The 25931-nt window shown below is 51.1% G+C and carries 20 protein-coding genes; 10 read left to right on the top strand and 10 right to left on the bottom strand.

The annotated features are described in order from the left end of the window. The first annotated feature begins 71 nt into the window (after positions 1 to 71). The 3 genes from Pan161_RS09765 to Pan161_RS09755 all read left to right on the top strand — a co-directional run bounded on the left by Pan161_RS09765 (position 72) and on the right by Pan161_RS09755 (position 6170). Complete coding sequence (locus tag Pan161_RS09765; protein WP_145226274.1) at positions 72 to 3407, top strand: LamG-like jellyroll fold domain-containing protein; 3336 nt, start codon at positions 72 to 74, stop codon at positions 3405 to 3407. Between the two features lie 436 nt (positions 3408 to 3843). After that, positions 3844 to 4878 carry a hypothetical protein gene (locus Pan161_RS09760; protein WP_145226272.1) on the top strand — a complete coding sequence of 345 codons (1035 nt, stop codon included), beginning with the start codon at positions 3844 to 3846 and terminating at the stop codon, positions 4876 to 4878. Beyond that, positions 4875 to 6170, top strand: coding sequence for a tetratricopeptide repeat protein (locus tag Pan161_RS09755; RefSeq protein ID WP_145226270.1), 1296 nt, complete (start codon positions 4875 to 4877; stop codon positions 6168 to 6170). Before Pan161_RS09760 ends, Pan161_RS09755 begins: the two co-directional genes overlap by 4 nt. Positions 6171 to 6235: 65 nt before the next feature. Here the strand turns inward: Pan161_RS09755 and Pan161_RS09750 are convergent, their stop codons facing one another. Continuing rightward, the gene (locus Pan161_RS09750; protein ID WP_145226268.1) at positions 6236 to 7936 is read right to left on the bottom strand and encodes a vWA domain-containing protein; all 1701 of its coding nucleotides are present in this window, start codon (positions 7934 to 7936) and stop codon (positions 6236 to 6238) included. 54 nt (positions 7937 to 7990) lie between these two features. Further along, on the bottom strand, positions 7991 to 9397 hold the full coding sequence (locus Pan161_RS09745; protein WP_145226266.1) for a magnesium chelatase: 1407 nt from the start codon (positions 9395 to 9397) through the stop codon (positions 7991 to 7993). Between the two features lie 303 nt (positions 9398 to 9700). Here Pan161_RS09745 and Pan161_RS09740 point away from each other — a divergent pair, with 303 nt between their 5' ends. Continuing rightward, positions 9701 to 10858, top strand: a complete 1158-nt coding sequence (locus Pan161_RS09740; RefSeq protein ID WP_145226264.1) for a serine hydrolase domain-containing protein — start codon at positions 9701 to 9703, stop codon at positions 10856 to 10858. Beyond that, positions 10818 to 12065, top strand: coding sequence for an aminotransferase class V-fold PLP-dependent enzyme (locus Pan161_RS09735; protein WP_232103680.1), 1248 nt, complete (start codon positions 10818 to 10820; stop codon positions 12063 to 12065). Before Pan161_RS09740 ends, Pan161_RS09735 begins: the two co-directional genes overlap by 41 nt. Positions 12066 to 12081: 16 nt before the next feature. Here the strand turns inward: Pan161_RS09735 and Pan161_RS09730 are convergent, their stop codons facing one another. Then, positions 12082 to 13329 (bottom strand): hypothetical protein, encoded by a 1248-nt coding sequence (locus Pan161_RS09730; RefSeq protein WP_145226262.1) that lies wholly within the window; start codon positions 13327 to 13329, stop codon positions 12082 to 12084. A gap of 240 nt (positions 13330 to 13569) precedes the next feature. Between Pan161_RS09730 and Pan161_RS09725 the strand changes: the two genes are divergently transcribed. The 4 genes from Pan161_RS09725 (at position 13570) to Pan161_RS09710 (ending at position 18338) form a co-directional block, all read left to right on the top strand. Beyond that, the gene (locus Pan161_RS09725) at positions 13570 to 13992 is read left to right on the top strand and encodes a GntR family transcriptional regulator (RefSeq protein WP_145226260.1); all 423 of its coding nucleotides are present in this window, start codon (positions 13570 to 13572) and stop codon (positions 13990 to 13992) included. 45 nt (positions 13993 to 14037) lie between these two features. After that, positions 14038 to 14952 (top strand): ABC transporter ATP-binding protein, encoded by a 915-nt coding sequence (locus tag Pan161_RS09720; RefSeq protein WP_197995805.1) that lies wholly within the window; start codon positions 14038 to 14040, stop codon positions 14950 to 14952. 43 nt (positions 14953 to 14995) lie between these two features. After that, complete coding sequence (locus tag Pan161_RS09715; protein ID WP_145226255.1) at positions 14996 to 16645, top strand: hypothetical protein; 1650 nt, start codon at positions 14996 to 14998, stop codon at positions 16643 to 16645. Between the two features lie 79 nt (positions 16646 to 16724). Beyond that, positions 16725 to 18338 carry a protein adenylyltransferase SelO gene (locus Pan161_RS09710; protein WP_145226253.1) on the top strand — a complete coding sequence of 538 codons (1614 nt, stop codon included), beginning with the start codon at positions 16725 to 16727 and terminating at the stop codon, positions 18336 to 18338. 4 nt (positions 18339 to 18342) lie between these two features. On the opposite strand, the gene Pan161_RS09705 is transcribed toward Pan161_RS09710, so the two are convergent. Further along, positions 18343 to 18762: a methionine-R-sulfoxide reductase gene (locus tag Pan161_RS09705; protein WP_145226251.1), complete on the bottom strand. Its 420-nt coding sequence runs from the start codon at positions 18760 to 18762 to the stop codon at positions 18343 to 18345. A 25-nt stretch (positions 18763 to 18787) separates the two neighbouring features. After that, positions 18788 to 19873 (bottom strand): class I SAM-dependent methyltransferase, encoded by a 1086-nt coding sequence (locus Pan161_RS09700; protein ID WP_145226249.1) that lies wholly within the window; start codon positions 19871 to 19873, stop codon positions 18788 to 18790. A 620-nt stretch (positions 19874 to 20493) separates the two neighbouring features. Here Pan161_RS09700 and Pan161_RS09695 point away from each other — a divergent pair. Then, entirely contained in the window at positions 20494 to 20955 is a 462-nt protein-coding gene (locus tag Pan161_RS09695; protein WP_145226247.1) for a hypothetical protein, read from the top strand. Positions 20956 to 20978: 23 nt separating this feature from the next. Here Pan161_RS09695 and Pan161_RS09690 read toward each other — a convergent pair whose 3' ends face one another. The 5 genes from Pan161_RS09690 to Pan161_RS09670 all read right to left on the bottom strand — a co-directional run bounded on the left by Pan161_RS09690 (position 20979) and on the right by Pan161_RS09670 (position 25870). Next, positions 20979 to 21458 carry a macro domain-containing protein gene (locus tag Pan161_RS09690; RefSeq protein ID WP_145226245.1) on the bottom strand — a complete coding sequence of 160 codons (480 nt, stop codon included), beginning with the start codon at positions 21456 to 21458 and terminating at the stop codon, positions 20979 to 20981. Next, positions 21455 to 22315, bottom strand: coding sequence for a substrate-binding periplasmic protein (locus Pan161_RS09685; RefSeq protein WP_145226243.1), 861 nt, complete (start codon positions 22313 to 22315; stop codon positions 21455 to 21457). Before Pan161_RS09685 ends, Pan161_RS09690 begins: the two co-directional genes overlap by 4 nt. A 106-nt stretch (positions 22316 to 22421) precedes the next feature. Then, positions 22422 to 22892: a hypothetical protein gene (locus Pan161_RS09680; RefSeq protein WP_145226241.1), complete on the bottom strand. Its 471-nt coding sequence runs from the start codon at positions 22890 to 22892 to the stop codon at positions 22422 to 22424. Next, positions 22892 to 24109 carry a DNA polymerase Y family protein gene (locus Pan161_RS09675; protein WP_145226239.1) on the bottom strand — a complete coding sequence of 406 codons (1218 nt, stop codon included), beginning with the start codon at positions 24107 to 24109 and terminating at the stop codon, positions 22892 to 22894. Before Pan161_RS09675 ends, Pan161_RS09680 begins: the two co-directional genes overlap by 1 nt. A gap of 168 nt (positions 24110 to 24277) precedes the next feature. Continuing rightward, positions 24278 to 25870: an FMN-binding glutamate synthase family protein gene (locus Pan161_RS09670; protein ID WP_145226236.1), complete on the bottom strand. Its 1593-nt coding sequence runs from the start codon at positions 25868 to 25870 to the stop codon at positions 24278 to 24280. Between the last annotated feature and the right edge of the window lie 61 nt (positions 25871 to 25931).

Raw genomic sequence — 25931 nt, 5'->3', positions numbered from 1 at the left:
GGTAAACTGTATTAACTAATTAACGTCTAGACCATTGAATCCTGCAACGTGGAATTTGAAAGCTCGAGTTCATGCACCAATTAATTCAATCTGCCGTTCTATTATTTTTATCACTCGGCTCTGTTTTCAGTCTGTCTGCTGCTGATTCCGGTTCATTCGCGTTACAGGAACCCTGGCAGTCGCAATACACGCAAGCGAATGCCACTGGTTCCCATGTTCTGGGTTTATGGACTTTTGATGGTTCGAATCCGGGGACCGATCTTTCAGGAAATGGTCATACAGCCACATTTAACGGGACCGAAATTGAATCTAAGGGAAAATTTGGCGCTGCGCTGCGATCCTTTCCTGGATTTCCCGTGGAAGACAAACGCCACTCTGCCTCAGTCAAGAATTCTTCTAAACTTTCACCGCGTGGTGCGTTTACCCTGGAGATGTGGATCAAACCTGAGGCGGACATGGAAAAAGCAAAGACCGCCTATCTATTCGATAAGAAGTATGTCAGTCACACCGATTATCAACTGATGTTCAATCCGGCAGGACGAACCGGAACTCGAACTTTGAGAGCTGTTCTCGGCTTTGGTGACTTTTCTGAAACCTGGTATTCCGATCCGCTTCAGCTGGATCCAGGTGACTGGTATCACATTGTTTTTATGTACAACGGTGCCGGTCGAGGGCGTTTTCTGGTCAATGGACTGCCCCATGGTGAAAAAACGGTTTCCAGTGTGGGCGCAATCACTCCAGGAACGAAACCGCTGACGATCGGGGATCGCAACGGGAGTAATTATGGTGGCTTTCCAGGGTTGATTGATCAGGTCCGTATTAGCAGCGGAGAACTGGAATTTCGCCCTGTCCGCTTTGATCGACTTACACAGCGGGCCTGTTATATCCGCATGGAGCAGAACCCGTCGCTTACTTTTCAGGTAACAAATCTGCAGCCGGAACTGCTTGAGGAAGCGACCGTCACCTGGTTACTGAATGGTGATGTTCAGGGAACATCCACGTTGAAAAATCTGGAGTCAGGGAAACCACAACAGGTTCTGTTTCCATTGAATACGACTTTACGTCCGGATCAATATGAGTTGACGGCGAAATTGAAAACAGCGGGACCTGCCGGGACAACAGCGGAGGCTGGATTTCCCATTCAAATTGTGAGTCGGAAATTACCAGACCAGTTTCCCGTGATCATGTGGGGGGCCGGGATCGGTGAAATTGATCGCTTAAAAAAAATTGGTTTTACCCACGCGGTCGGAACCAGAGTCAACTACGCGAAAGTGCTGGAAGCAGGAAAACCCACACTGGCCGATTCCGAAGAAAATGTTGCCAAGATGCGGGCTGGACTGGATCGGGGACTGGCCAATGGCATTTCTTTTTATGCATCACTGTCCCCTGGATCCTACTTGAGAAATCGAGAAACCTTGCAGCGTGTGAACCGGGATGGAACCACGCATTCTTCACGCGAAGACATCTGCCCGCTGATTCCTGAGATTAAAGAGTTCACCTATAATGTGGGGGCTTCATTAGCAGAGACGTATCAGGACTATCCGGCATTAGATTCTGCTCTGCTGCACACTGAGGTTCGTGGTCATTCACGCCCCTGTTTTCATCAACATGACCGCGCAGCCTTTAAGAAATTTGCCGGCATTGATATTCCTGCAGAAGCCGGGCCTCCCCGAGGAGTCGACTACAAAAAACTGAAAGCTTTTCCTGCTGATCGCGTCGTGCCTGATGATGATCCGCTCTATGTCTATTACAAGTGGCACTGGAAAACCGGTGATGGCTGGAATGACTTGAACAACGATCTGGAACGGGGCCTGAATTCAACCGCTAAAAAATTCTGGACCTGGTATGACCCGGCGATGCGAGTTGCCAGTGTGTTTGGTTCCGGGGGTAATGTGGATGTGCTTTCCCACTGGACTTACAGTTATCCCGATCCGATTCGTATCAATGTCGTTGGTGACGAATTGTTTGCCATGGCCCGTGGATCTCAAAAACATCAGGATGTGATGAATATGACGCAGATCATATGGTATCGTTCGCAGACCGCGCCGATAGCGAAGAAACCGGGTGACGCGCCGGAAAATCTGGCGCACTGGGAGGTGGAGCAACCAGATGCGGCTTTCATCACCATTTCGCCGATGCATTTGCGGGAAGCGTTCTGGGCTAAAATGTCACGACCCATCAAGGGGATCATGTATCATGGCTGGCAATCGCTGGTGCCAACTGATGGGGCCGGTGGTTATCGCTATACCAATCCGCAAACTCAGCACGAATTGACGCGACTGATTCACGAAGTCGTTCAGCCTCTGGGTCCGGCCTTAAAAACAATGCCTGCTGCAAAGAATGATATTGCCTTCTATGAAAGTTTTGCCTCACAAGTGTTTGCCAGACGCGGGACTTATGGCTGGAATGGTTACTGGTTGGGTGACGCGCATCAGATGCTGCAGTGGGCGGGCTTACAAACGGATGTTGTGTTTGATGAAACGATCAATCAGACAGGGCTGGATCAGTACAAGGTACTGGTGATGATGGATTGTGATGTACTGACCGAATCGATCCTGCAGGCGATTAAAGACTTCCAGAAGCGGGGTGGAATTGTGATTGCCGATGAGCGGGTGTCGCCCGCTGTCAAACCCGATATTCGGATTTCATCCTACACGCGGACCGGCAAAGCAGATCTTGATAAACAGGAGTTACAGAAGAAGGCCGTCGAACTGCGACAGGCACTTGCTGGTAAATACACACGCGATGTGGATTCTTCTAATCCGAACGTGGTTCCTTATTGTCGCAGTGCTTCGCATGCCGACTACATTTTTGTAGTGAATGACAATCGCGAATTCGGCAATTATGTTGGTCATCATGGTCGCGTGATGGAAAACGGTCTCCCTGTAGAAGCGACTTTGTCGGTGAATCGCAAAGCTGGCTATTTTTATGATCTGGTTCAACATCAGCAGGTCAAGACGAAGTCTTCTAATCAGCAGCAGACAGCAAATGTGAAGTTGGGCCCCGGTGCAGGCGGGATTTATCTGCGCACGGATCAGCCCATTGATCAGGTGGCTGTTCAAGTTCCGGCGAAACTGAAACGGGGAGAAACAGCCACGGTTTCGATCAAGGTTCTTGATGAGCAGGGGGCTCCGGTTTCAGCTGTCATTCCTGTGGAAGTATCGATTGAAGATGCGGAAGGACGCATGGCGGAAATGTCCGGTTATCGTGCTCTCCAGGATGGCGAGCAAAGTTTTCAGGTCCAGATTGCTCCGAATGATAAAGCCGGAATCTGGACAGTGAAGGTGAAAGAACTGGCTTCAGGAAAAAGTACTACTGCCTTCTTTCGAGTCGCAGATGATAACAGCGCGGTGAAACCGCATGGCCAGAATATTAAGGGTTTTAATCCCGAACAGCCCGCCGGTTAGCAAATCCATGAATTTCAGGCTTCTCAATTCACGTTTCAGTCTCTCTGACGTGTGGATCACTGGCTGCTGCGCATGATGCCCGTTTCTCAGTTCTTATTCTGATCTTAAGATGTGCTTCACTAAAAAATAATGTAGAAAATTATTGGTGGGAACGGATCGACTGAAACAGCCTTTTAAACTTACAAGTCCATCTGCCAATTCTATTTCTTCATTTGCTAACAATTTCTTAATAATTCACGTTTAAGATGCCTGCCATATTCAGATTGTTACTGATTCAAAAGATCAGCAATCTCTTCTTCAGGTTCCTCGAGATACAGATTGATAGTTACGAACCTGGTTTAAAAGTTCTGTTCGAATATCTGTGAGATGCACTCAAATTATTATTCATTCGAAATCTGTTTTTTGAACCTGGTATGATTCCAGGACAATCTTAAGTATGTCTCAAATTACTCAATCTACACTTTTGCCTCAGGCGGCTGTTGAAAATCCGGAATCCGCAGTGCGCAGTTTTCGTCAGTCACTACAGGCGGCCTGGCTTGTGGATCCTCGCTATGATCTGCTTTTCCTGGCAAACCTGGGGTGGCCTTTACTGGTATTATTCCAGTGGTGGGGAGGATTGGAGATTCATAGTGGTATCAGCTTCTGGCAGGTTTATTTTATCACAACCCCTCATCGTTGGATTACACCCGCGCTGTTGTTTTTAGAGCGCGATCGCCTGCAGACGAACAAGACAAAGTACATTCTGATTACGGTCTTCCTCTTGACCATTCCACTGGCGGTCAAGATCTCCACAGGGGCGCTCACCTGTCTGCTCACGATAGATTATATCTGGAATGCCTGGCATTTTGCCGCTCAGCATCATGGTATCTACAGCATTTACGGTCGTAAAACGGGGGGACTATCACCCGGGCGGTTAAGGGTAGATAAATGGCTGATGCGGGGTTTTCTGTTATATGTGACGTTCCGTATCGCGAGTTGGGCTTCTGTGGGTGCCGCTGCCAGTCAGGGGTGGGGAACTCTGGATTATGTCCTGGCTGTGATTCCAGTCTCCATGATTATCAGAGAACTCTGGCAACTGAGAGCGGAAACAGTGGGACGATGTCTCTACTTTACCAGCGTGATGACTTTGTATCTGGCGATGCTGGGGGCAGTGGCCGCTCAAAATCCGATGATGTTACTGGTTTTGGCGACAGCTTCTGCTTTGTTTCATTCCATTGAATATCTGGCGATCGTCAACTGGTCAGTCGATCGAACCCGGAAATCTGGTCAATCGACAACGCAATTATTTCAAAAATTGATGCCTCGCTGGGGACTGATTCTGGCTGTGTTTATTGTGATATTGGGGATGGGGGCCTGGTTGTTGGAGTCCCAGTTGCTGGAAATCTGGCTTACAGCCAATCTGATCATGGCGTTCTTGCATTATGCCTATGATGGGTTCCTTTGGAAATCAAAGAGGCCCGCTCGCGCATGAAATGTCAGAATGATTCTCTCGATACGACAGCAGCTATAGACATTGAAATTAACGAGGCAACGGATTTACCGCAGGGTCGCAGCCTGATAATCCTGCTGGCGATTATTCTAGCTTGTCTGACTGGCTGGTGGGTATCAATGGTCCGTGGCGCGGGAAGTCTGAGTCTGCCTTATCTGCGTGTCGATATTGCGATTGTCTGTTTCGTCTGCATGTTGCCACTAGCCATTCTGAGTTCTGACTGGCTGTTCCGTGTCTTCAGTCATCACAGTCCACCACTGTTTAAACTGGTTCAGATTATTTTTTATACTGGTGCGGCAGGGATTCTGATCATTGCTTTGACCAACAATCATCCGAATGGCACGCTGAGCAGTTACGATGCCTGGGAGTCCATGATCCTGCGACCCGTTCTGGCTTTCTGGCTGATGCTGACGCTGTGCCTGATCGAAGGGCAAATCTCGGGGAGAGGGAAATGCTCTGATCCAACCTTTAAACCGGGGGTTCTGCTCTGGGGGCTGGCTTTGATTACAGCGGTTCTGGTTCCATCGATCTATATACAATCGCGGGTGGATGAGATCGTAACAACCGTTGACGAATCTCTGGGCAGTGGTCGTCTGGGGGATGCCCGGCATTTGACCCGCGAAGTCTGTGTGCTGGCACCCTGGCAGAAAATTGGTGGCCTGCCCGCAGGGGATCTGGCCCGCGATCTGGATCGCAGCTGTTTTGAAATTGAACGCAACCTCGAGTACATGCAGCTTGAATCTAACGAGAGCGAAGAAGCCACCTATCAACGTGCCCGGTTACTGACCATTCTGGGGAAACGTTCCGCAGCGCTCCGCCTGCTGGCTCCCTGGAAAGATCAAAAGACTGTCAGCCCTCTCACCTGTCAGTTGCTGGGGAATATCTACCAGCATCAGGAGCTGTGGGGAGAGAGTGAGCGGTGGTACCGAAAGTCCCTGAATGCCTGGAAACGATTGACGCATTCAGAACAGCAACAGGCGGGGATCGTCTCTGCCTGGAAAGGGATTGCATTTGCTGAAAGGAAACGAGGGAACTATGAAGAAGCAGAAAGTGCGTATTTATCGGCGTTGTCACTGGCACCCACGGCTGACCAGCATTATTTGCTCGCGCAGTTTTATGAAGATACTCAACAGACAAGCAAGGCACGGGAACACGCCACACAGGCGATGTCATTGAATGCAGATCGCTATGGGAAATCCGGACAGAAACTGATCACCTCACTGCAACAGCAGCACTTTGGTTGCCTGAATGTCTGGCAGGGAAGCAGTCGCTGATCCAGATCAGACAGGGGGTACCAGAGTCCTGCAATTTTAGACTGTTACTTAACAGTCTAAAATTCTTAGCCGATAATATCCCGGCGATGTGAAACATAGTCCCAGACAACGTAGCGATCCAGATCGCGGCCGGCTGTGAAGAAGACGCGGCCCTGTGTTGCTTCGGCCAGGCGATGGGCGAACTGAATATCTTCGCTGGATTGAGACCAGCTGGGGATCAGAAAAATGTTGATCGTGATGCCTTCACGCTTGCATAGATGGGCCTCCCGCATCGTAGCTGCTTCGGTCTGCGGGTCGGGGGGATAGAGCAGATACAGTTGCTCGCCTTCGAAGTGTGCAGTAGGCAGGCCATCGGTAATCAGAATGATCTGGCGGTTAGGGGTGTCCTGAAGAGCGAGAAAATGTCTTGAGAGCTGCAAGGCATGTTGAATGTTCGTGAAGTGCGGTGGCACGATCTGCTCGCTGATATTTTCGTCGCTCATGTCGACTTTCAGACGTACGACCGGATCAAATATGGTGACCGGTTTGGGCATCAGCTCGACAATTTCTGCCGCCGTTCGCGGTTTGGCGAAGGTATACATCTCGATGAATTGCAGATAGTCGCCTGGATATTCACCGCGGATCAAGGCTTCCAGCGCCAGACCCATCTGCTTGACATTGACGTATTGCCCTTCATATCGCATGGAACCGCTCATGTCCATCAGCACGGTGGTGGCACATTTCGGTGTGTTGCGGGTTTTGTGAATCACGAGGTCATCGGATTTCAAGCGAATGGGTAAGCCGGGACCATCGCGGAGAATCGCATTCGTGAAGGACTGTGTGATGTCCATGTTTGAGACGGAATCACCAAACTCATATGGTTTGGTGGTGGGCAGCTCAACGGCTCCTTCGCCCACCACGGGGCCTGTATGCCGTCCGGTGCGTGAGGCCTGCAGGTCGCTGAATATTTTTTCCAGGATACGACTTTGAAACAGGCGGTATGCTTTGGGCGTCAGGCGAAACTGACCTTTGGAAAACTCGAGTCCCTGCTGATCGGCCATTTCTCGCATCAGGTCGCGGACCTGTTTCTGCAGTGCGTTCAGGGTTTCCATATCACCGGGCTGCGTGAATTCGGACAGGGCTTCCATATCGATAATGGCGATCTGTGCAGTCTCGCGGGCTTCTTCTAACTGCTTAAGCAGTTCATCGATCTTCTCGAGCTCTGCTTTGATTTCCAGGGCTTCCGGAATGGTCATCGACGTTTGGCCGGTGAAGTAATAGTTGGATGCCAGCTCATCGATTTCGTATTTATCACTCAGACGATCCACCAGTTGAACCAGGCCGCGGGCAAAGGGGCTGCTATCATCTTCCGTTTTGTACCAGATCCGTTCCAGGTCGTAGATCTGTTCTTCGCGGACCGCCTGTCGGAAGAAGTCCTTCAATCGACGAGGCGGCTGCATCTGTTTGGCGTAGTCACGGTAAGTACGGCGGGCTTTTTTTCTGACGCTGTCGGTCTCATATGTTTCCAGGATTTTACGTTTGCGTTCTTCCAGCATAGCGACGAGTGCATCCAGGCTGGGCCCCAGGCCTGCAATCTGACTGGGGTCCAGTTTGATCGCCCGTGCCAGTTCTTCCTCAGTCAGTTCCCGCATGGAACCATAATACATCATGTGGTTCAACGCAGGAGAGACGAGGTCGGGTGGGGGTTGCATAGGGTCGGGAATGCGTTTCGGGTCGTACTTCTGGTACGTATGAATAATCCCGCCAGTCAGTCGTTTATCAGACATAGTCGTGTCTCAATCTCTCTCAGGAGAGTTGTGAAATAGTAGTGATCGGTATGCTCAAGTTTCATAGACAATACGGCCATGGTCCTGCGAACGAGAAATCTTGCTGTTGGCGTACAGTCCTGCTAAAACGAATTCAATACAGGAGGCCCGGATGGCTTCATCGCCCGACGCATTGACTTCGAAGGCTTTATCCCAGACAGGGGGAACCCGTTTGAGTCGTTCGGCATACTCGGAGGAAGGCAGCATGTTGCCGACTTCGATTTTGATCCCCTGCGCAAAGATTTCGCCGATCTCTGCCAGTCCGTGCTCGACGATGTATTCCTGGAAGACATCTTGAATTGCCTGGGCAACGATGGCATCCAGAACCTGTCGTTCGGACATCTGATTGGCGCCCATTAGATCGAGTTCCAGTTTTCCCAGTGAGGAAGAGTAGAGGTGTCCCAGATCGCTGATGCGGGGGACCGCCGGCTTTTCATTGAGCACGGCACCCCGTCTGCGGGCAGCAGCAACCATCATTCGATAATTGGCAATACTGAAGCGAGCACTCACTCCAGAATCATGGTCGACATATTTGGAAGCCCGGGCGGCAACGGTGATCTGTTCGATGATTTCCCGCATGAAATAAGGAACCACCACGGGGACTTCACCTGCCAGCTCGACGCTGGCTTCCTGTTCCATAATCTCGATCCCCAGGGCGCGATCGCGGGGATAATGCGTATGAATGACCGAGCCAATCCGGTCTTTCAACTGCGGGATGACTTTTCCGCTGCGATTGAAAGTGGACGGGTTGGATGAAAACAGAATCAGCATGTCCAGATCGAAGCGGATGGGATAACCGCGAATCTGCACGTCCCGTTCTTCCAGAATGTTAAACAGGCCGACCTGCACGAGTTCATCCAGTTCAGGAAGTTCATTCATGGCAAAGATGCCACGATGCATGCGGGGAATCAATCCGAAGTGCAGGGCACTTTCCGCAGACATGCTTTCGCCGTGCGCGAGTTTCGCCGGGTCGATTTCACCAATCACATCGGCGAATTTTGTACCAGGAGCCAGACGTTCTGCGTAACGATCTTCACGAGGCCACCAGGCGATGGGGACTTCGTGTTCCGGGGTATCCGCTAGAAACTTTTTTCCGATACTGGTAATCGGCTGGTAGGGATCGTCGTGGACCGGTGATTCCGGGATGTCCAGGTAGGGGATCTCCGGATCAAGAAATCGGATCAGTAATCGCATGATACGACTTTTCGCCTGCCCTTTTTCTCCCAGGAAAAGCATGTCATGTTCTGACAGGAGTGCCAGGACGATATCGGGAATCACTGTGTCGTCGTAGCCCACAATTCCGGGAAAGAGCTCATCGCCGTCCTGCAAAGCCTGCATGAGATTATCATAAATTTCGCGTTTTACTGTTTTACTCTTCCAGCCGCTTTCGCGGAGTTCCGCCAGATTGGTGGGACGATTCATAAAGTTATCTCATTCCGATTTGATAATTGGATTATTAAGTCTATATTGCGCTGGGCAGGCGAATTAGCGAACCTGCAGTCTAACATCAATCATAGACAAAACGAGAGTCTCGGCTATAGTGCAGTTGTTCATGATTGCCCGGATTCAGGAAAAAAGCGCGGGTGATGCTGTTCAATGGATGTGGATTTCCTCTACTTGACTACCACGGCTCGATCAGGTTCAGGCTGCCCGCTTTACCCTGGACATGATCTTTCGGTAAGATTAATGTTTTGAAAATACCACTCCTACAGAGGAAGGACACTTATGAAGTCTCACATTCGATTCCTCACAATTCTTATTCTGGTAGCGACTGTATTCCCACAAAATATCGCATCTGCGGGAACTCCTGAATCCGCAGTCTCTGTATTACAACCATATGTTGATCGGCATGAGCTGGCGGGGGCTGTTGCACTGGTGGCTGATAAGGATCAGATTCTCTCGGTAGAGACCGTCGGTTTTGCTGATTTAGAAGGTGGAAAAGCGATGCCTGCGGATGCGATGTTCTGGATCGCCTCGCAATCCAAGGGAATGACGGCAACAGCAGTGATGATGCTGGTTGACGAAGGGAAAATCTCTCTGGATGACCCGGTGGAGAAATATTTACCAGAATTCAAAGGACAGATGGTCATTGCAGAAAAAGATGATAACCACGTACTGCTCCGTAAGCCATCGCATCCGATTACGATTCGTGAAGTGTTGAATCATGTGAGTGGTCTGCCCTTCAAGTCCGTGATGGAAGTACCAACCCTGGATGCGCTGCCGCTGGAAGCAGCCGTCCGGAGTTATGCAATGACGCCTCTGCAGACTGAGCCGGGAACGCATTATCAATATTCAAATGCGGGCATTAATACGGCGGCGCGGATTCTTGAGGTCGTGTCAGGGAAGAAGTATGAAGATTTCATGCAGGAGCGATTATTTGATCCACTGGGAATGAAAGATACCACCTTCTGGCCAAATGCAGCACAGGTCGCGCGACTGGCGAAGTCGTATCGACCTGATGCCTCAAAAACCGATCTGGCTGAATTCCCCTTAAACCAGTTGACTTATCCTCTCACTGATACCGCGCACCGTTTCCCTATGCCGGCGGGGGGATTGTTTTCGACAGCGCAGGACACAGCGATATTCTGTCAGATGCTGCTGAACGGTGGAGAATTCAAGGGCAAACATTATTTGAGTGAAGCTGCTTTTAAAGAACTGACAACGCGACAGACTCCCGAAACTGTCAAGCAGAGCTATGGACTGGGGCTGGCTGTGGGACCAGACTGGTTCGGACATGGGGGTGCGCACGCCACAAATATGGAAATTCGACCTGAAGACGGAATTGTTACGATCTGGATGGTGCAGCATGGTGGATTCCCCGGGAAAGGGAAAGAAGCGCAGGGTGCCTTCAAAAACTGGGCGCGCCAGAGATATGGAAAGTGAGTCGCTAGTGAGTATTTATCATCGCTTCGGTGTGGAGCCAATTATCAACGCTTGTGGCAGCGTGACTCGACTGGGGGGCGCACCGATGCCTGATGAAGTGCTGGAGGCATTTCGACAGGCGTCTGAAGTTTCTGTTTCGTTAGAGCAGCTACAGGCGGCAGCTTCACGCAAGATTGCCGAGCATACCGGTACGGAAGCCGGCCTGGTGACTTCCGGCGCTGCAGGAGCGTTGACACTGGGAGCAGCGGCGATATTGGCCCGGCATGATTTGAGGCGGATGGAACAACTGCCTCACTGTGACAGTTTTCCGCATGAGTTTATTATCGCGCGGGAACAGCGAAGTGGTTACGACCATGCGGTGCGAGCTTCGGGTGCGCGGCTGGTGGAAGTCGGTTTTAATGAGATTGTTTCCAATGCGGGGGTTCGACGGACCGAAGCGTGGGAATACGCCGCTGCCATCAATGAGCATACTGCGGGCATCGTCTATGTCCATGCAGCGGATTCAGAGCCAGCGCTAAGTGAAGTCGTTAAAGTTGCTTTACAGCGGGAGATTCCTATTCTCGTTGATGCAGCAGGAGAAGTGCCTCCACGATCCAATCTGAAAGCCATTGCTGCTACGGGAGCCGATTTGGTTGCCTATAGTGGTGGGAAAGCGATTCGCGGCCCGCAGTCGACAGGCATGTTATGTGGAAAGCGGGAACTGATTTCTTCGGCAGCACTGCAGATGCTGGACATGGATGATCATGGGCAGTTGTGGGAGCCTCCGGCCGACCTGATTGATCTGACAATGTTCGATGGCATTCCCCGGCACGGGATTGGACGCTCTCTGAAAGTTTCGAAAGAAGAGATCATTGCGTTGCTGACCGCATTAGAACTGTTTTCCTGCGGTGCCTATGATGTGCAGAATCATGAGTACCGCCGTTGGCTGGAGCAGATCGCTGAGGAGCTGGAACGGGAGAATGCGAACGCTGTCTGTTCTCTGGTAATACCGGAATGCAGTGAACGCTGGCCGCTGCTGGAGATTCAGATTGAAGAAGACAAAGTCGGAACGGCCTTTGATGTCTGCCGGAAATTGAGAGAGGGTACGCCTGCGGTTTATGTCGGTCATGCCCGTCTGCATGCAGGACTGCTGACGATTAACCCTCTGTGTCTGAAAGCAGATCAGGTCAGCGTGCTGGCACAACGTTTGTGTGAACTTTTGAAATAAGGTTTATTTGAACGGGTCAGGGTTGAGCAGGCTGATTTGTATACGGCCAACTGACGTGCGTGTAGTCGATGGCTAGTTGCGGCGTTTCAATGCGTTTTCCGTCCGCTGCCAGGCTGTGCATAATCGCATCCAGAGTGCCGGTGGTTAGGAGCGTACGCTCAACCGGGTAGGCGGGTTCACCTGTATGAATCATGTGTTCGATCGCCTGAAGCAGATAGGCAAAATGGCCGAAGGGAGGATTGAGCTCCAGTTTGAACCAGGTAGCCTGGGGTTTGTGTTCCCCTTTTAATTTAACGGCGACTGCGTAGTGCCGACTGAGACGATTCGCCATTGACACCGTACTTTTCAAACCATCCTGATGTTCCAGGAAAAAGAAGGCGCTGTCATCTTTCAGAATGTCTTTCCAATTTCCTTTCGCAACATGCGGCATCACATCCAGCGCTGCCTGTAACATTTCGCGATTCCATTTACCGTCCTGTTCGGCTGCCCAGATCTGTTTGCCTTGAGCGGTTTCCACAGCGGCAACTCCCGTCGGACCTTTGCGATGTTCAATTAAACATTGTTGCGCTTCCAGCGAATGAAAGCCATGTGCTTCAAAGTTGCCGCGACCGATTGTCAGCACGGATTCAATTTCACAATTATCGGGTAGCGTTAATCTCGGTTTGCGCCAGGCGATGGGCAGGGAAGAACCGGCCATCATGGGGAAATTCATTTTGAGTGACGTATCGTACATGGCTTTGGCGTCCTGCCAGCGATAACCCATGTGTTTGTCATTATACACGGGAACCGACTTGCCATATTTCTTGAACGTGGCTGTGATTTCATCAAAGAACTGTTTACGGGGATACATGTGTTGTTTCGTGTCAGGTGTAAAAGGGTAGTTGCCATGTTCGCCGACAATCAGAACTCCTGCGACCTGGACCTGATCTGTTCCGAGCGTGATCGCTTCTTCAATCGTTCCTGCCAGAGGGAATTTGTATTTGCGTGACAGGCTGCGGCTCATGTCCCGCGCGGGAACCTGATCGGTATAGAGTGCAGCCAGTTTTAAGTCAGGACCGACGCCTCCCTGTTGCTGGAAGCCTTCCAGGATTTTTCCGACCAGCACATCTGCATGCGAGTTCGGCGTGTATTCGGTCACTATAGCAGCAACTGGTAGCTTTGATCTTTTGGTGGTGCCAGCTGCAGGGACAGGTTGTGTCATCAACCAGGGGAGGGTGGCTGCGGAAGCCTGTTGCAGCCAGGTGCGGCGATTGATGTGACTCATGTTTCACTCCTGTCGGGGTCTGCGTGATTCACGAATTACTGTGAGCAAAAGTAAGGCAGGAAATATCAAGGCAGGTTTATGTTAACTATGAGGTGTCTCTGTGCGTTCTTCAAGTCTTTTTTGCGGAAACAGTGATTCTCACATTGATAGTAAGAATGATTTGCAGCTGATTCTCATAAATCAAGATTGACGTCCGAATAAGTACTGTTATAGTACTGTGTACTCTTTGAGGTGAGTTTTATGCATATCCGAATCGAACGTGGCTCTTCAACGCCGATCTCCCGGCAGATCATGGAGCAGATCCGGGCACATTGTCTGTCTGGAACGCTGCAACCGGGGGATAGTCTGCCTTCCGTGCGCAAGCTGGCATCGCGGCTGGGGGTGAATGTCAACACGGTGGTGCGTGTCTATGAGCGACTGGCTGCCGAGTCTTTGGTGGAAATGAGGCATGGGGAAGGCACTTTTGTATTACACCAGGCTGCCTTCTCCGAAAATCGACAGCAGATGGCGGAGCAACGGGAGCAACTGGAACGGGAATTTTCCGCAGTGGTTCACCAGGGGTTACTGCTCGGACTCACCGCGGCTGAACTCCGAAAGCTGTTGACGACCTCGATTGCAGAGTCGAAACGGGAATTAAAAACAGAAGCAGCAACGCGTCAATAACACGAGACAGAATTGGGAAAGTCATCTATTTCACAGGAGTCGAACGTGTCAGTAGCAGCTATCAAAATTGATCAGGTCCAAAAACAGTTTGGTAAGAATGTCGTACTGGAAAATGTTTCACTGGAGATTCCCCGCGGGCAGACATTGGCTTTGCTCGGCAGAAATGGCGCTGGTAAGACGACACTGATTCGCATGTTGTTGGGATTGCTCAAGCCGGATGCCGGTTCAATACAAGTGGATGACTGCGATCCCACGAGAGAAGCGATCGAGTTGCGTCGCCGGGTCGGTTATCTGGCGGAAGATCAGACGATGTATGGCTGGATGACGGCGGTGGAATTGACTCATTTTCTGAATCCCTTTTATCCCGCGTGGAATCAATCGCTGGCGGATGATTATCTGGAGCGGTTTGATATTCCCCGGCATCAGCGGATTGAACGGCTTTCCAAAGGGCAGAACGTCAAGCTGGGACTGACGCTGGCGCTCGCGCATGAGCCGAATGTGGTGATTCTCGATGATCCCGCTCTCGGTCTGGATACGATTGCCCGCAAAGAATTTAACCGTGATCTGATTGAACATCTGCAGGCAGCGGGTCGCACGGTACTGTTCAGCTCACATCTGCTGGATGAAGTCGAAGCAGTGGCTGATGCTGTCGCAATTCTGGATGGAGGAAGAATCATTCGACAGTCTGCGACGGAAACACTGCGGTCCGAGGTCAAACGTTTTGTACTGAATTCAGTGGAAATCGCAGGAGTCACGCCTCCTCCCGGATTACTGGATGTCCGAGTGTGGGAGTCACAGTTCGTTGTGACCGTCGACGGAGCGGAACGGTTCGTGGAACAGCTGAATTCACTGGGTATCGAACATGAAATTGTGGAGTTGAGCCTGGATGAAATTTTTGAGTCGTTTGTGATTGGTCGTACGCAAGCCTGGCCTCAGGCGGGGATGCCCGTCGTTGTGTGAGCAATACTGCTGAAAAAGTGGGCTCGTTTCAAGGAACAGTCAGATGGATTTAGAATTACAGTCTCTGGTCTGGAAAGAATGGCGGGAACGCAGGCGGACCTTTTTTGTCTGTCTGGCGTGGATTCTGTGTGGTGTGGTTTATGTGACGATCTATGAACTGGTCTCAGGTTATCGCACACCGGTTGCCCGTTTCGGTTCGATCTGTATGGTCTACAGTATGTTCATGACCGTGTTTCTTGCGATGCGGGTTTGTTTGAGCGAAGTCACGCAAGGCACTCTTCCGTTTACTTCGTCCTTACCGATAACTCTTTCGCGGGTGGCGGTTATAAGGTTGGTTGGGGGGATCATTTCTCTCGTGGGCCCCATCTTTCTGGGATCAATGATACTCGCTTTACTTCTGGCTTTGGGGATACTGGAGCAGGTTCCTCAGCGTCGAGATGGGTACCCTTCCGGTTTCTCCATTGGGGAACTTACGAGTCTGACACCCGCGGCAGGCTTGATCCTGCTGGCAAAAATTACCAGTGTCGCTTCCGTATCGGCGACTGCTTTATTTATGGTTCTAGTGCTGGCTGGTGCGCGACGACGACAAGAATCACACATCGGTTTCCTGGGAGCAGCGATTTCGTTTGCCTGGATTCTACCAACGGAAGCCCGCGTGATGTTATCCAGAGCGGGGTTGTTTTACCTGGAAGACTGGATTGGTGTGCTGTTTCCCCAGTCGATGGTTATATCTTATGGCTATGGAGATGGAGTCGGCAGATTCAGTGATCTTGATATTTCAAATCGTATCTGGTTGCCATTGTGTTTGAATGTACTGATGCTCTGCGGGTTGGGTTACTGGTTCACGCAGCGTTATGGAACGCGGAGTTTGGATCTCACAGGAAGAAAGAAGCGTCGCTGTAGTTGGCCCCTTTTCTTCTCGTGGATTTCGTTCCCACATCGGGGACAATATTTTTCGCTCACCTGGATTAATTTGAGACAGTCAGTTCCATTAGCTTTGGCTGGACTCGCCTTAGCCTGTCTGATGTCGTTTGCGAATATTCTTACGAGTAGTTATACGGAAGGCGGAACGATACAGTTAACAGTTTATAGTCTATCATCGGCAATGTGGATTATTGGAATACTCTGGGCGACGGTTGTCGGGTCGGGAATATTTGCCGCGGAGCTTACACCAGGACTGGGGCATTTCTGGATGTCTCGACCTCTCAAAATGAACCACTGGTTCTGGTTAAAATATCTGGTAGGGTTGTTCGCTGTGCTGACCGTCTTAGATGGCACTACCATTCTTCTCGGTTGGAACATGCTCTCCCGATCCCCATTGGATCCTTATATTAATAATCAGTATATCCATGACAGAAATCTGTTAAGCTGGTCGTATATCGCCTGTTTTCCTGTTTTACATGCCATGATGTATTCTCTCGCTGTGTTGGGGGTTTGCTGGTGGAAAAAGCCTGTACGGGGCGCCGTGATGGCGCTAGCGATCTTTTTTATCAGTACCATGGTCATTGAATCTATTCCTGGAATCATGGAATTCGACCCGATGTATGTCTATAACAATCTGTTTACCGCTGAGAGTCAGGGGCAGTTTGATCTCTCTGGAAATCATTTTCCCCCGGTATTTGGTACGATTTCTGCAATCACGGTCTTAACCGCGTATCTCGCTTCACGGAAGGTTAAACAGCTGGAATTCTGAATGTTGTTTTAGAGTTCGGTAAGCGGTTGCTGAAAGTGCATATCTTTTCTTCAGACTGTTCAGCTGATAGAATTCAGGTATGAACAGTCAACAAACAATAAAAAATCTGCATGATCTTGAATTTGATAACCAGTTTACCCGGGAAATGCCCGCTGATCCGGAGACGGAGAACTTCCGCAGGCAGGTGAGCCAGGCCTGTTACTCCCGCGTCATCCCTACTAAAGTGAGTCAGCCGCAACTGGTCTCGTATTCGAAAGAAGTGGCGGATCTTTTAGATCTTTCCACTGCTGCGGTCGAATCAGCTGAGTTTGCTGAGGTCTTCGCCGGGAACCAGGTTCTGGAAGGGATGGACCCGTTTGCCATGTGTTATGGCGGGCATCAGTTTGGGAACTGGGCCGGTCAACTGGGAGATGGCCGGGCGATCAACCTGGGAGAGGTTCGCAATCAAAAAGGGGAACACTGGACATTACAGTTAAAGGGGGCAGGGCCGACGCCTTATTCTCGCACTGCTGACGGACTGGCGGTGTTACGGTCGTCCGTGCGCGAATTTTTATGCAGTGAAGCCATGTATCATCTCGGAGTGCCGACAACACGGGCGCTGAGTCTGGTTCTTACCGGGGAACAGGTTTTGCGCGATATGTTTTATGATGGGAATCCCGAGCATGAGCCGGGGGCTGTGGTGTGTCGCGTCGCGCCTTCTTTTCTGCGATTCGGGAATTATCAGATCTTCGCATCCCGTGGTGAAATTGAACCGTTACACAAACTGGTCGACTATACGATTCGCACCGATTTCCCCGAGCTGGGTGAACCGGGTCGCGAAGTCTATCTGCGCTGGTTCGAAGAAGTCTGTCGTCGTACAGCGGACATGATTATTCACTGGATGCGCGTCGGCTTTGTGCATGGCGTGATGAATACGGATAACATGTCAATCCTGGGACTGACGATTGACTATGGGCCGTATGGCTGGCTGGAAGATTATGATCCTAACTGGACGCCCAACACCACCGATGCCGCGGGGCGACGCTATCGATTCGGTAATCAACCACAGATCGCGCTGTGGAATCTCGTGCAACTGGCGAATGCCATCTTTCCGTTAATTGAAGATGCCGAACCGCTACAGAAGTCTCTGGATGAATATGTAGACGGGTTCGAACAGGGATTCCAGCAGATGATGGCAGAGAAGCTGGGTTTCAGTTCATTGCAGAGGGACACTGATTTGCCTCTGATTGAAGAATTGCAGCAGGTGCTGCAGTTGGTAGAAACGGATATGACAATTTTCTTCCGTCGACTGGCATTATTGAAAGCCGAATGTGAACCAGCGTCAGACGCAGCTGAGTTGCTGGCTCCCCTGATGGATGCCTATTACGATCCTGCAAAATTGACGGGTGATGTGCGTACAAAAATTACGGACTGGCTGGAGCGATATTTAAATCGTCTGCGTGAGGAACAGGCTTCAGACGCGGTGCGACGGGAACGGATGAATCGCGTGAATCCCAAGTACGTGCTGCGAAACTATCTGGCGCAACTGGCGATTGATAAAGCAGCAGAGGGCGATTTCTCCCTGGTGAATGAGCTGCTGGAACTGTTGAGACGTCCTTATGATGAGCAGCCTGAGCAGGAAGAATACGCCGGGAAGCGACCGGAGTGGGCCCGCAATCGTCCCGGCTGTTCGATGCTCTCCTGCAGCTCGTGAAAATTCAGGAATTATCTGCTGAAATAACGGAGGGCAGTTCTTCACCGGCGGGTATGAATTTCATTGAAATTGAATTCACACAGTGCCGGGTGTTTTTATCGGTCATGCGTTCCCCCAGGAAAACGTGACCCAGATGACCTCCACAGTTGTGACAGACGATCTCGGTGCGTGAGCCGTCCGGATCTGGGACACGATCTACTGCGCCTTCCAGTTCATCGTCAAAACTGGGCCAGCCACAATGACTCTCGAATTTATCTTCACTGCGATAGAGGGGCGCGTTGCACTGACGACAGATGAATGTTCCCGCTGATTTGAGGCTGGTATACTCACCGATAAAGGGACGCTCGGTTCCTTTATGCAGAATGACGCGAGCCTCTTCTGGTGTGAGCGGATTATATTTTGTTTCAGATGGTTCGGGGGCCATAATTATCTTCCTGTAAATCAAGCATTTAAAGTCGCGTCAGTAAAGTAGCAATCGAGATAAAATGAAATTCGTATCGATCAGGATAATCCTGCAGCAGGCGATCGATGCGGTGATAGATTTTTTCGATGGTATTTTCCTGGGGTAAACCATCCGGCAGGGCAGCAGCGAGAACGGGTTCTGTAAAGGCGCGCAGAAAGCCGGTGTAACTTTTTGCCCAGGCAGCCCGGTCCTCATTCGCAGTAAATGCATCATTAAAGGGGACCGGTACATCGCGAGCCTCGACCTGCTCGATTCGGAATGCTGACGCCAGTTCGCGTTCGCTTTCAATCGGCGCGATCAGTTCTGCGGTATTTCGATATGAGGCAGGGAAGATAAAGTTCTCATAGAAGAAGCGGGGGAGCATGTCTGCTTCGACAAAATCAAGTAAGGCGTCACTGAGCACATCACAGATGCCATGACCCGTAGAATGGGTTTCATTTCTCCCAAAGATTTGAACCAGCAGCTTTCCACCGGGAGCCAGTTCCGCCGCTCGTGCTCTATAAAAATGACAGAGATCCTGATGTGCCTGCTTTTGAAACGGGATCAATTCGTCTTCGCTGACCTGCACGCCTTCTCGTGGCGCTTGAGGGTTGGGTCGCATGGGCAGGATAAATCCCGGTAGAACTGCTATTGGTCGGGTCTCAAAAAAGCCGATGGCGTTAAATGTAGTCGCCACATGCAGGCTGGCAGGCGGGACCAGTCGTCCAAAAGCAGAGCCACCAATAGCGGCGGTATAAACGTCGTTGGCAGGAATGACAGATTTCCCGGTGGGAAACAGGTTCAGGAACATCTGGTTAAAGTCATTGGTCGGCAAATCATCGAAGAGTGCCCAGATGGGCAGATCACTATTTTCGCGTAGTGCGGTAATGAGCCGTTCGGTGGTATAGATGGCATTAGCGCCTTCAGACGAACCGATGTCGAGCAGATTCCATGACTGCTGGTGTGGCGGTGGTTCAGGAAGATCGGCTATGGCTGCTTCCAGCCAGGGAAGAAAGATCTGGGATGCAGAACGCTGCTCTCTGGAGTTGGCATCGTAATAGCCGCCCCCTTTCATACCGGTGGTGGTTGGCATGGTTTTCATCCCGCTTCAAATGGAACCTGACGCTATTGGTTTACTTATGGGCAGAGGTTCAATCTATCTGGTGTCATAGTCTAGAGTGCATCACATTTAACCATAGCGTCACTCGATCTATTATACTCGGTTCAAATAGCTCTAGAGACGCTACAGCAAAACTGGACACAGACTAGTGTAGCGGAATGAGGCGAGTGAATCTATTGAACACCGGGGTGCTGGAGTCGACAGGATGAGGGGTGATTTCATACATCAATCAATGTCAGTGTCGGGTCGGCCAGATTGTCGGTGATAGATGGTACAGTTGTCTGCTGTGGTGGAATCATTCCGCCGCGAATGCCTTAACTCTTAAGACCATATAGTTTTAAAGGCTCCTGTTTCAGGGAAATGGAATTCGAGTATCTGTGTGTGAGGCTGTGGAAATCTTAGTCTGCGAAAAGTTTTTTTGACGGGCTCTCTTCAGGATGGTAAATTGATATCAGCAAATCACAGTGTTCTAATTTCATTTCCGATTGATCCAGCAAATTTCAAGCAGGAGTTGCCTACGTCACATCAATCTATCCCGTAACAGAGAGAGCGTCTTGCGCGGAGTGGTCTCTTTTCGAATCAAGGAGTTTAGTATGGCCAGGAAAAATTCATGTCTTGTTGATGGCGCGCTGGAAGAAATTTCCGCGCTGGAATATATCCTGTTAGGAGACCTACTGGATTTACTGCACGAAGCCGATGGCGATGCCGGGGCCTGGAAGTGGATTTCAAAGGTGCTCGACACGCTGTTGAAAGCAATGCCTCGCGAATTCGAATTGCAGGATGAAGGGGGCTACCTGGAAGAAGTGCTCGAAGAGCATCCCAACTGGCAGGGACAGGTCAGGAACCTGTATCAGGAACGCTGCGAACTATTGAAGAAGCTGGACGAACTGAGAGCCCGTTTGCAGGATTCTCAACCACTGCAGCAGATGAAACAGCTGGCGGCTGAATTGCGGGATGAACTCCGCGACTGGATTACCAGTTACATTGCCCATCAACGCCACGAACGCCGGATTCTGCAGGACGCGTTCAATAATGACATTGGTGCCGCCGACTAAGGGAACGGAGAGTACTGTCCGGGTTATTTGCCGAAGTCATATACATAAACTTTGATCTCCGCAGTACAGAGTGTCTGTTCAATCAGTGGTTCGATCATGTCCCATTTTCCACCCGCCAGTCCGCAGCCGATGCGAGGCATGTGGACTGATGCCGAAAGTTCCCGGGCTTTATCTGCGACTGATTTCAGGCTCTGTTCGATGGCCGGATAGCGGACGGGCGGGCCTTTGCTGCCGATTTTCATGCCGCGCTGACCTATCATATTGGCCACCCAGATGTATTTTTCGACATTGATCAACTGTATTTCACCCAAGGCGAAATTGTTCTGGGCTCGGTCCCGATGCCATTGACGGTACTCTGCTTCCGGTTCAGGCCAGCGTTTACTGATTGCCAGTACGAAACCTTTTCCCCAGCCACCCAGGTCATTACAGACATGGGCGATGATTTTATTTCCTCTGGCTTGCGGCGTGGTGGCATCACCTTTCAAATAAGTGATCTCGGTCATGGATGAGCTTTAGAATCGCAGATGGTATTTGGCAGTTCGATGTTGTATTTCTTGAGCAGCTTGGCATATTCGCCGCTACTGCAGAGTTTTTTCAAACCGGCGTTGAAGGCATCGCGGACGTCAGCCTCTTCGAAGTTGGCTTTGAAATAGGTGGCTTCGGGGAAAATAGACGCATAGTCAACTTCACTCAGTTTGTGTCCTTTCGCCTGGCTGATGGCGTTGAAGATGCTGCGGTCAATCACAATCACAACGTCTTTAGCGTCCCAGAACTGTTGGACCTGCTCACTCTGATCGGCGACTTCCACATAGTTCTTACGCTGCGGACTGTCGGGAGCGAACAGCTTTTCGAATTCGGGGCCGAGCTCGAGGTACGCATCCTGCCAGGTGAGCACTTTATGGTCAGCCAGATCGGCGACCTTTTCGATTTTCAGGTTCGCTGATTTTTTGGTGATTGCCGCGTTCACGAAGTCGATGAAATTTTCGGAGTAGAAAATACCTTCGACGTCTTTAAATTTCTGTACGCCCAGCGCCATATCGGCCTGATCTTGAGCGACCGCCGACTGCAGTTTCTCATAAGGCAACTGAATAAAGTTGAGCTGGTAACCGGGGAGTGCCTGGGTGGCGATGTCGACTTCGATGCCGGTGGTCGCGTTTTTCATGACATAAGGAGCAATGTCAACGCTGATAGCGACCGTCAGCTGCGGTTTTTCGGAGCCGGCATTCGGTTCGGGAATGATCTCGGTTTCAGCATTCACACCAGATTCTTCCTGAGGAGCAGGTGCTGACTTCTGGCAGGCGGTGAATAGCGCCGTGAGTAACAGCAGGCTGGCAGCAGTATAGAAGCGATATCCGTTCATAATCATCTCTCCTGAGTGATGGGGCTTTTGCTGGAGTATATCGCCTGATGAGCCTGTGTTCAATAGATTAGTTTTCGTTGGTCGGGTCGAAATGTTTCTGGTGTTCTCAAATCTGCTCACCTAGAAAAACCGGTTCGCGGTGATAACCGGTCATGACCTGGTAGTAGTGGGACGCGGGTTGCAGTAGCAGGTAGACGCAGGGTTGTTCGTGCTGGTCATGAATGAGGACGCCTTGAATGCCTTCTCTGATCTGAAACCAGACACCGCGTTCCAGGCCGAAGTTCGCGAGGATTTCTACCGGTTCGGGGTGGTACATGGACCAGGCGCCTGATTCGAGGGTGGCGACTTCACACCACCAGGCGAGGGGGGCGTTGCTGTGACGCTGTCGATTGCCCCAGGGAAGGATCCGCAGTTCTCCCTGGTAAAAGACGGGGAGCAGGGGCTGGCGATGCCGCTGCATGAACAGGATTTCTTTGTCTGCTGTTTCTGATCGCTGGATGATGCGTTCGTCGAGCTGGTGTTTACGAATGAGTCTGGTGGGGATGTCCCGCCAGGCAATGGTGATTCCGGTGCACATTAGAAGCACATCTTTCCAGAAATATCACAGATGTCGTAGTTGTGTGTTGCGTCGTGGTAGATTTCATGCAGCGGCAGCGTCTCGGCGCTGCGAATGGCAAACCGGCCCAGTTTTTGATTGATGTCCCGTTTGATCTGATCGAGGGGGCTTTGCGCGTCTTCGAAGAATAACGATTTCTGGATCCGGTCCCGCCAGGTCAGATTTTCGGCAATGATATGCATATGGCTGACCGGGTGCGTGGTGGGAGCCGTCGCCAGCATGGGCATGACCGCATCATAAATCATGCGAAAGGAGGCGGAAGGGACCGCCAGCGGTGTACGGCCCAGCCAGAGTGCGGTTTTATTGGCGTCGATCTGCAGGCTGATGTGCCGGGCATAGACGCGGTGATGATCAAGGGCTTCAATCAGGCGCTCGATATTTCGTACCGCCCAGGCGCGAATGCGGTCGGCATCCATAGTCTTTCCGCCACACGAACCGCCGCGGGCAATCGCCTTGTGAGGGGGGCGGGTGGTCTGAATCGGATTGACCGCGTCGCCCCGCAGCTCCCACCACAGGGCTTCCCCTTTAATGGTGAGCAGATTACGAATCAGCAGGCGATCTGCCTGACGGTAGTCCCAGCAGGTATGGATGTTTCTGTCGCGGAGTTTGCGCTCGCTGCGGCTGCCAATACCACATAGTTCTCCCACAGGTTGTGAGCGAAGAAACCGTTCACAGTCTCGCTCAATCACCTGAATGCCGAACGGTTTGGCGGCATCGCTGCCCAGTTTGGCGAGGGAGCGGGAGGGAGCAATTCCGATCGAGACCGGGACGCCGATTTGTTCCTGAACCAGTGTCTGCAAAGCCCGGGTGGCAGCTTCCAGGGGGAGTCGAAAATATCGCTGAAGCTCGGAGGCATCGAAAAACATTTCATCAATGCTGTAATATTCGACCAGGGGGCTGACGGTTTTGAGCAGATCGAGCAGTCGCCGGGAAATGACTTCGTACCAGCGAAAATCCCGCTTCACGAAAACGGCGTGCGGGCAGAGTTTCTTGGCTTCCCAGATGGGGTGTCCGGTTTTGACACCATAGGCTTTGAGTTCGTAGCTCTTGGCGATGACACAGGCTCCCTGGTTACCCAGCACACCACAGGGAACTCCACGCAGGCTGTAAGATCGGATTCTTTCGCAGCTTACGTAGAAGCAGTCTGAGTCAATATGTCCAATGAGTGTGGTAACCATGCGGGGATGGTATCAAAGAATTGATGGAATACCACTGAACAGTATTCGGATTGGTACCGGAATGATCTGTGCCAACGATCTGATTTTATGGAGGAACGGAGTGCAATCTTTTTGATGAAAGATCAGCTGAGATTGCAGGTGTTGAAAGGCTGTCAGCCGGAGTGCTGTTTAACCGTGGTGTGTTTCAAATGTTTCGGCGGAAGCCAGGTCCCAGACTTTTTTATAGACGGGATAAGGGCACTCGTTGAGCAGTTCACCTGGTTTCAGGAAATCGAAGGCTTCGTGGTAGGAAAGAACTTCGGTGCGTTTGCTTCGGAGATAGATGTGCCAGGGGCGAAGTTCATCGGGATGGTCGAGACCTGCCGCAGCGATGACTTCCGCGAGTGCTTCCATCGTATTGTGGTGGAAATTATACGTGCGTTCGCTTTTATCTCCGACATTCAGGGCACGTTGACGTCCGGGGTCCTGGGTCGCGACACCGACGGGGCATTCATTGGTGTGGCAGGACTGGGCCTGAATGCAGCCGACTGCCATCATGAAGCCACGGGCGGAGTTGCACCAGTCGGCACCGATCGCCAGGGCACGGGACAGGGTGAAGGCCGAGCTGATTTTTCCTGCGGCGGCGATTTTAATTTTGTCTCTGAGATTACAGCCAACGAGTGCATTGTGAACGAAGATCAGACCTGTTTTCAAAGGCATTCCCATGTTATCAGAGAATTCCAGCGGCGCTGCCCCGGTTCCCCCTTCACCTCCGTCGACAGTAATGAAGTCGGGGAGAATACCTGTCTGCAGCATGGCTTTGCAGACGCTGAGGAATTCAGAGGGGTGGCCGATACAGAGTTTGAAACCAATCGGTTTGCCGCCCGAGAGTTCGCGGAGTTGGGCAATATATTCGCAGAGACCGATGGGCGTATTGAAGGTATTATGGCCGGGGGGAGAAATACAGTCCTGCCCCATCAGAATCTTGCGGGTAGAGGCAATTTCGGGAGTGATTTTGGCAGCCGGCAGGACGCCGCCATGTCCTGGTTTGGCGCCTTGGGAGATTTTGATTTCGATCATCTTGACGGATTCATGAGCCGCCTGTTCCTGGAACAGATCAGGGTTAAAAGTCCCATCGTTATTACGGCAGCCAAAGTAACCCGTACCGATTTGCCAGACCAGGTCACCCCCATTTTTGAGGTGATAAGGGCTGACTCCCCCTTCGCCCGTACAATGATAGAAATCACCTTTCTTGGCACCCGCGTTTAATGCCAGCAGGGCATTAGGGCTGAGCGCACCAAAGCTCATGGCTGAGATATTAAGAATGGAGCAGGAGTAAGGCTGCTTGCATTCAGGGCCGCCGACGGTGGTACGGAAGAGTTCTTTTGATTTTGGACGAGGGGCCATGGAATGGTTGAGCCATTCGTATTCTTCGCCGTAAACATCCAGTTCGGTTCCAAAAGGTTTTAAACCATCAATGTTTTTGGCACGTTCATAAATCAAAGATCGGGCATCGTGATTGAAGGGACGCCCATCGATATTGCTTTCGATAAAATACTGATGAATTTCCGGACGGATCATTTCCAGCAGGAAACGCATGTGAGCAATGATCGGGTAATTACGGGTGATACTGTGACGCGTCTGTATCAGGTCCCAGGTTCCCAGCAAGGCCAGGGGAATCAAGACGAGCAGAGCCCAGAGAAAATCCCCATCGACGGTCAGCCCGAGGATCAGGCAGAGCAAAGCGAGAACGATTGTCAGGATATACGCCGAATATCTCATGGAACTTACCTGTCAGAAGTGATGGCTAAATTGATCTGAACTCGATGGAATCACTCGTAAT

The sequence above is a fragment of the Gimesia algae genome, from assembly GCF_007746795.1.
Lineage (GTDB): Bacteria > Planctomycetota > Planctomycetia > Planctomycetales > Planctomycetaceae > Gimesia > Gimesia algae.
Note: the sequence above shows the minus strand (reverse complement) of the source record. Positions and strands in the feature narration are given on the sequence as shown.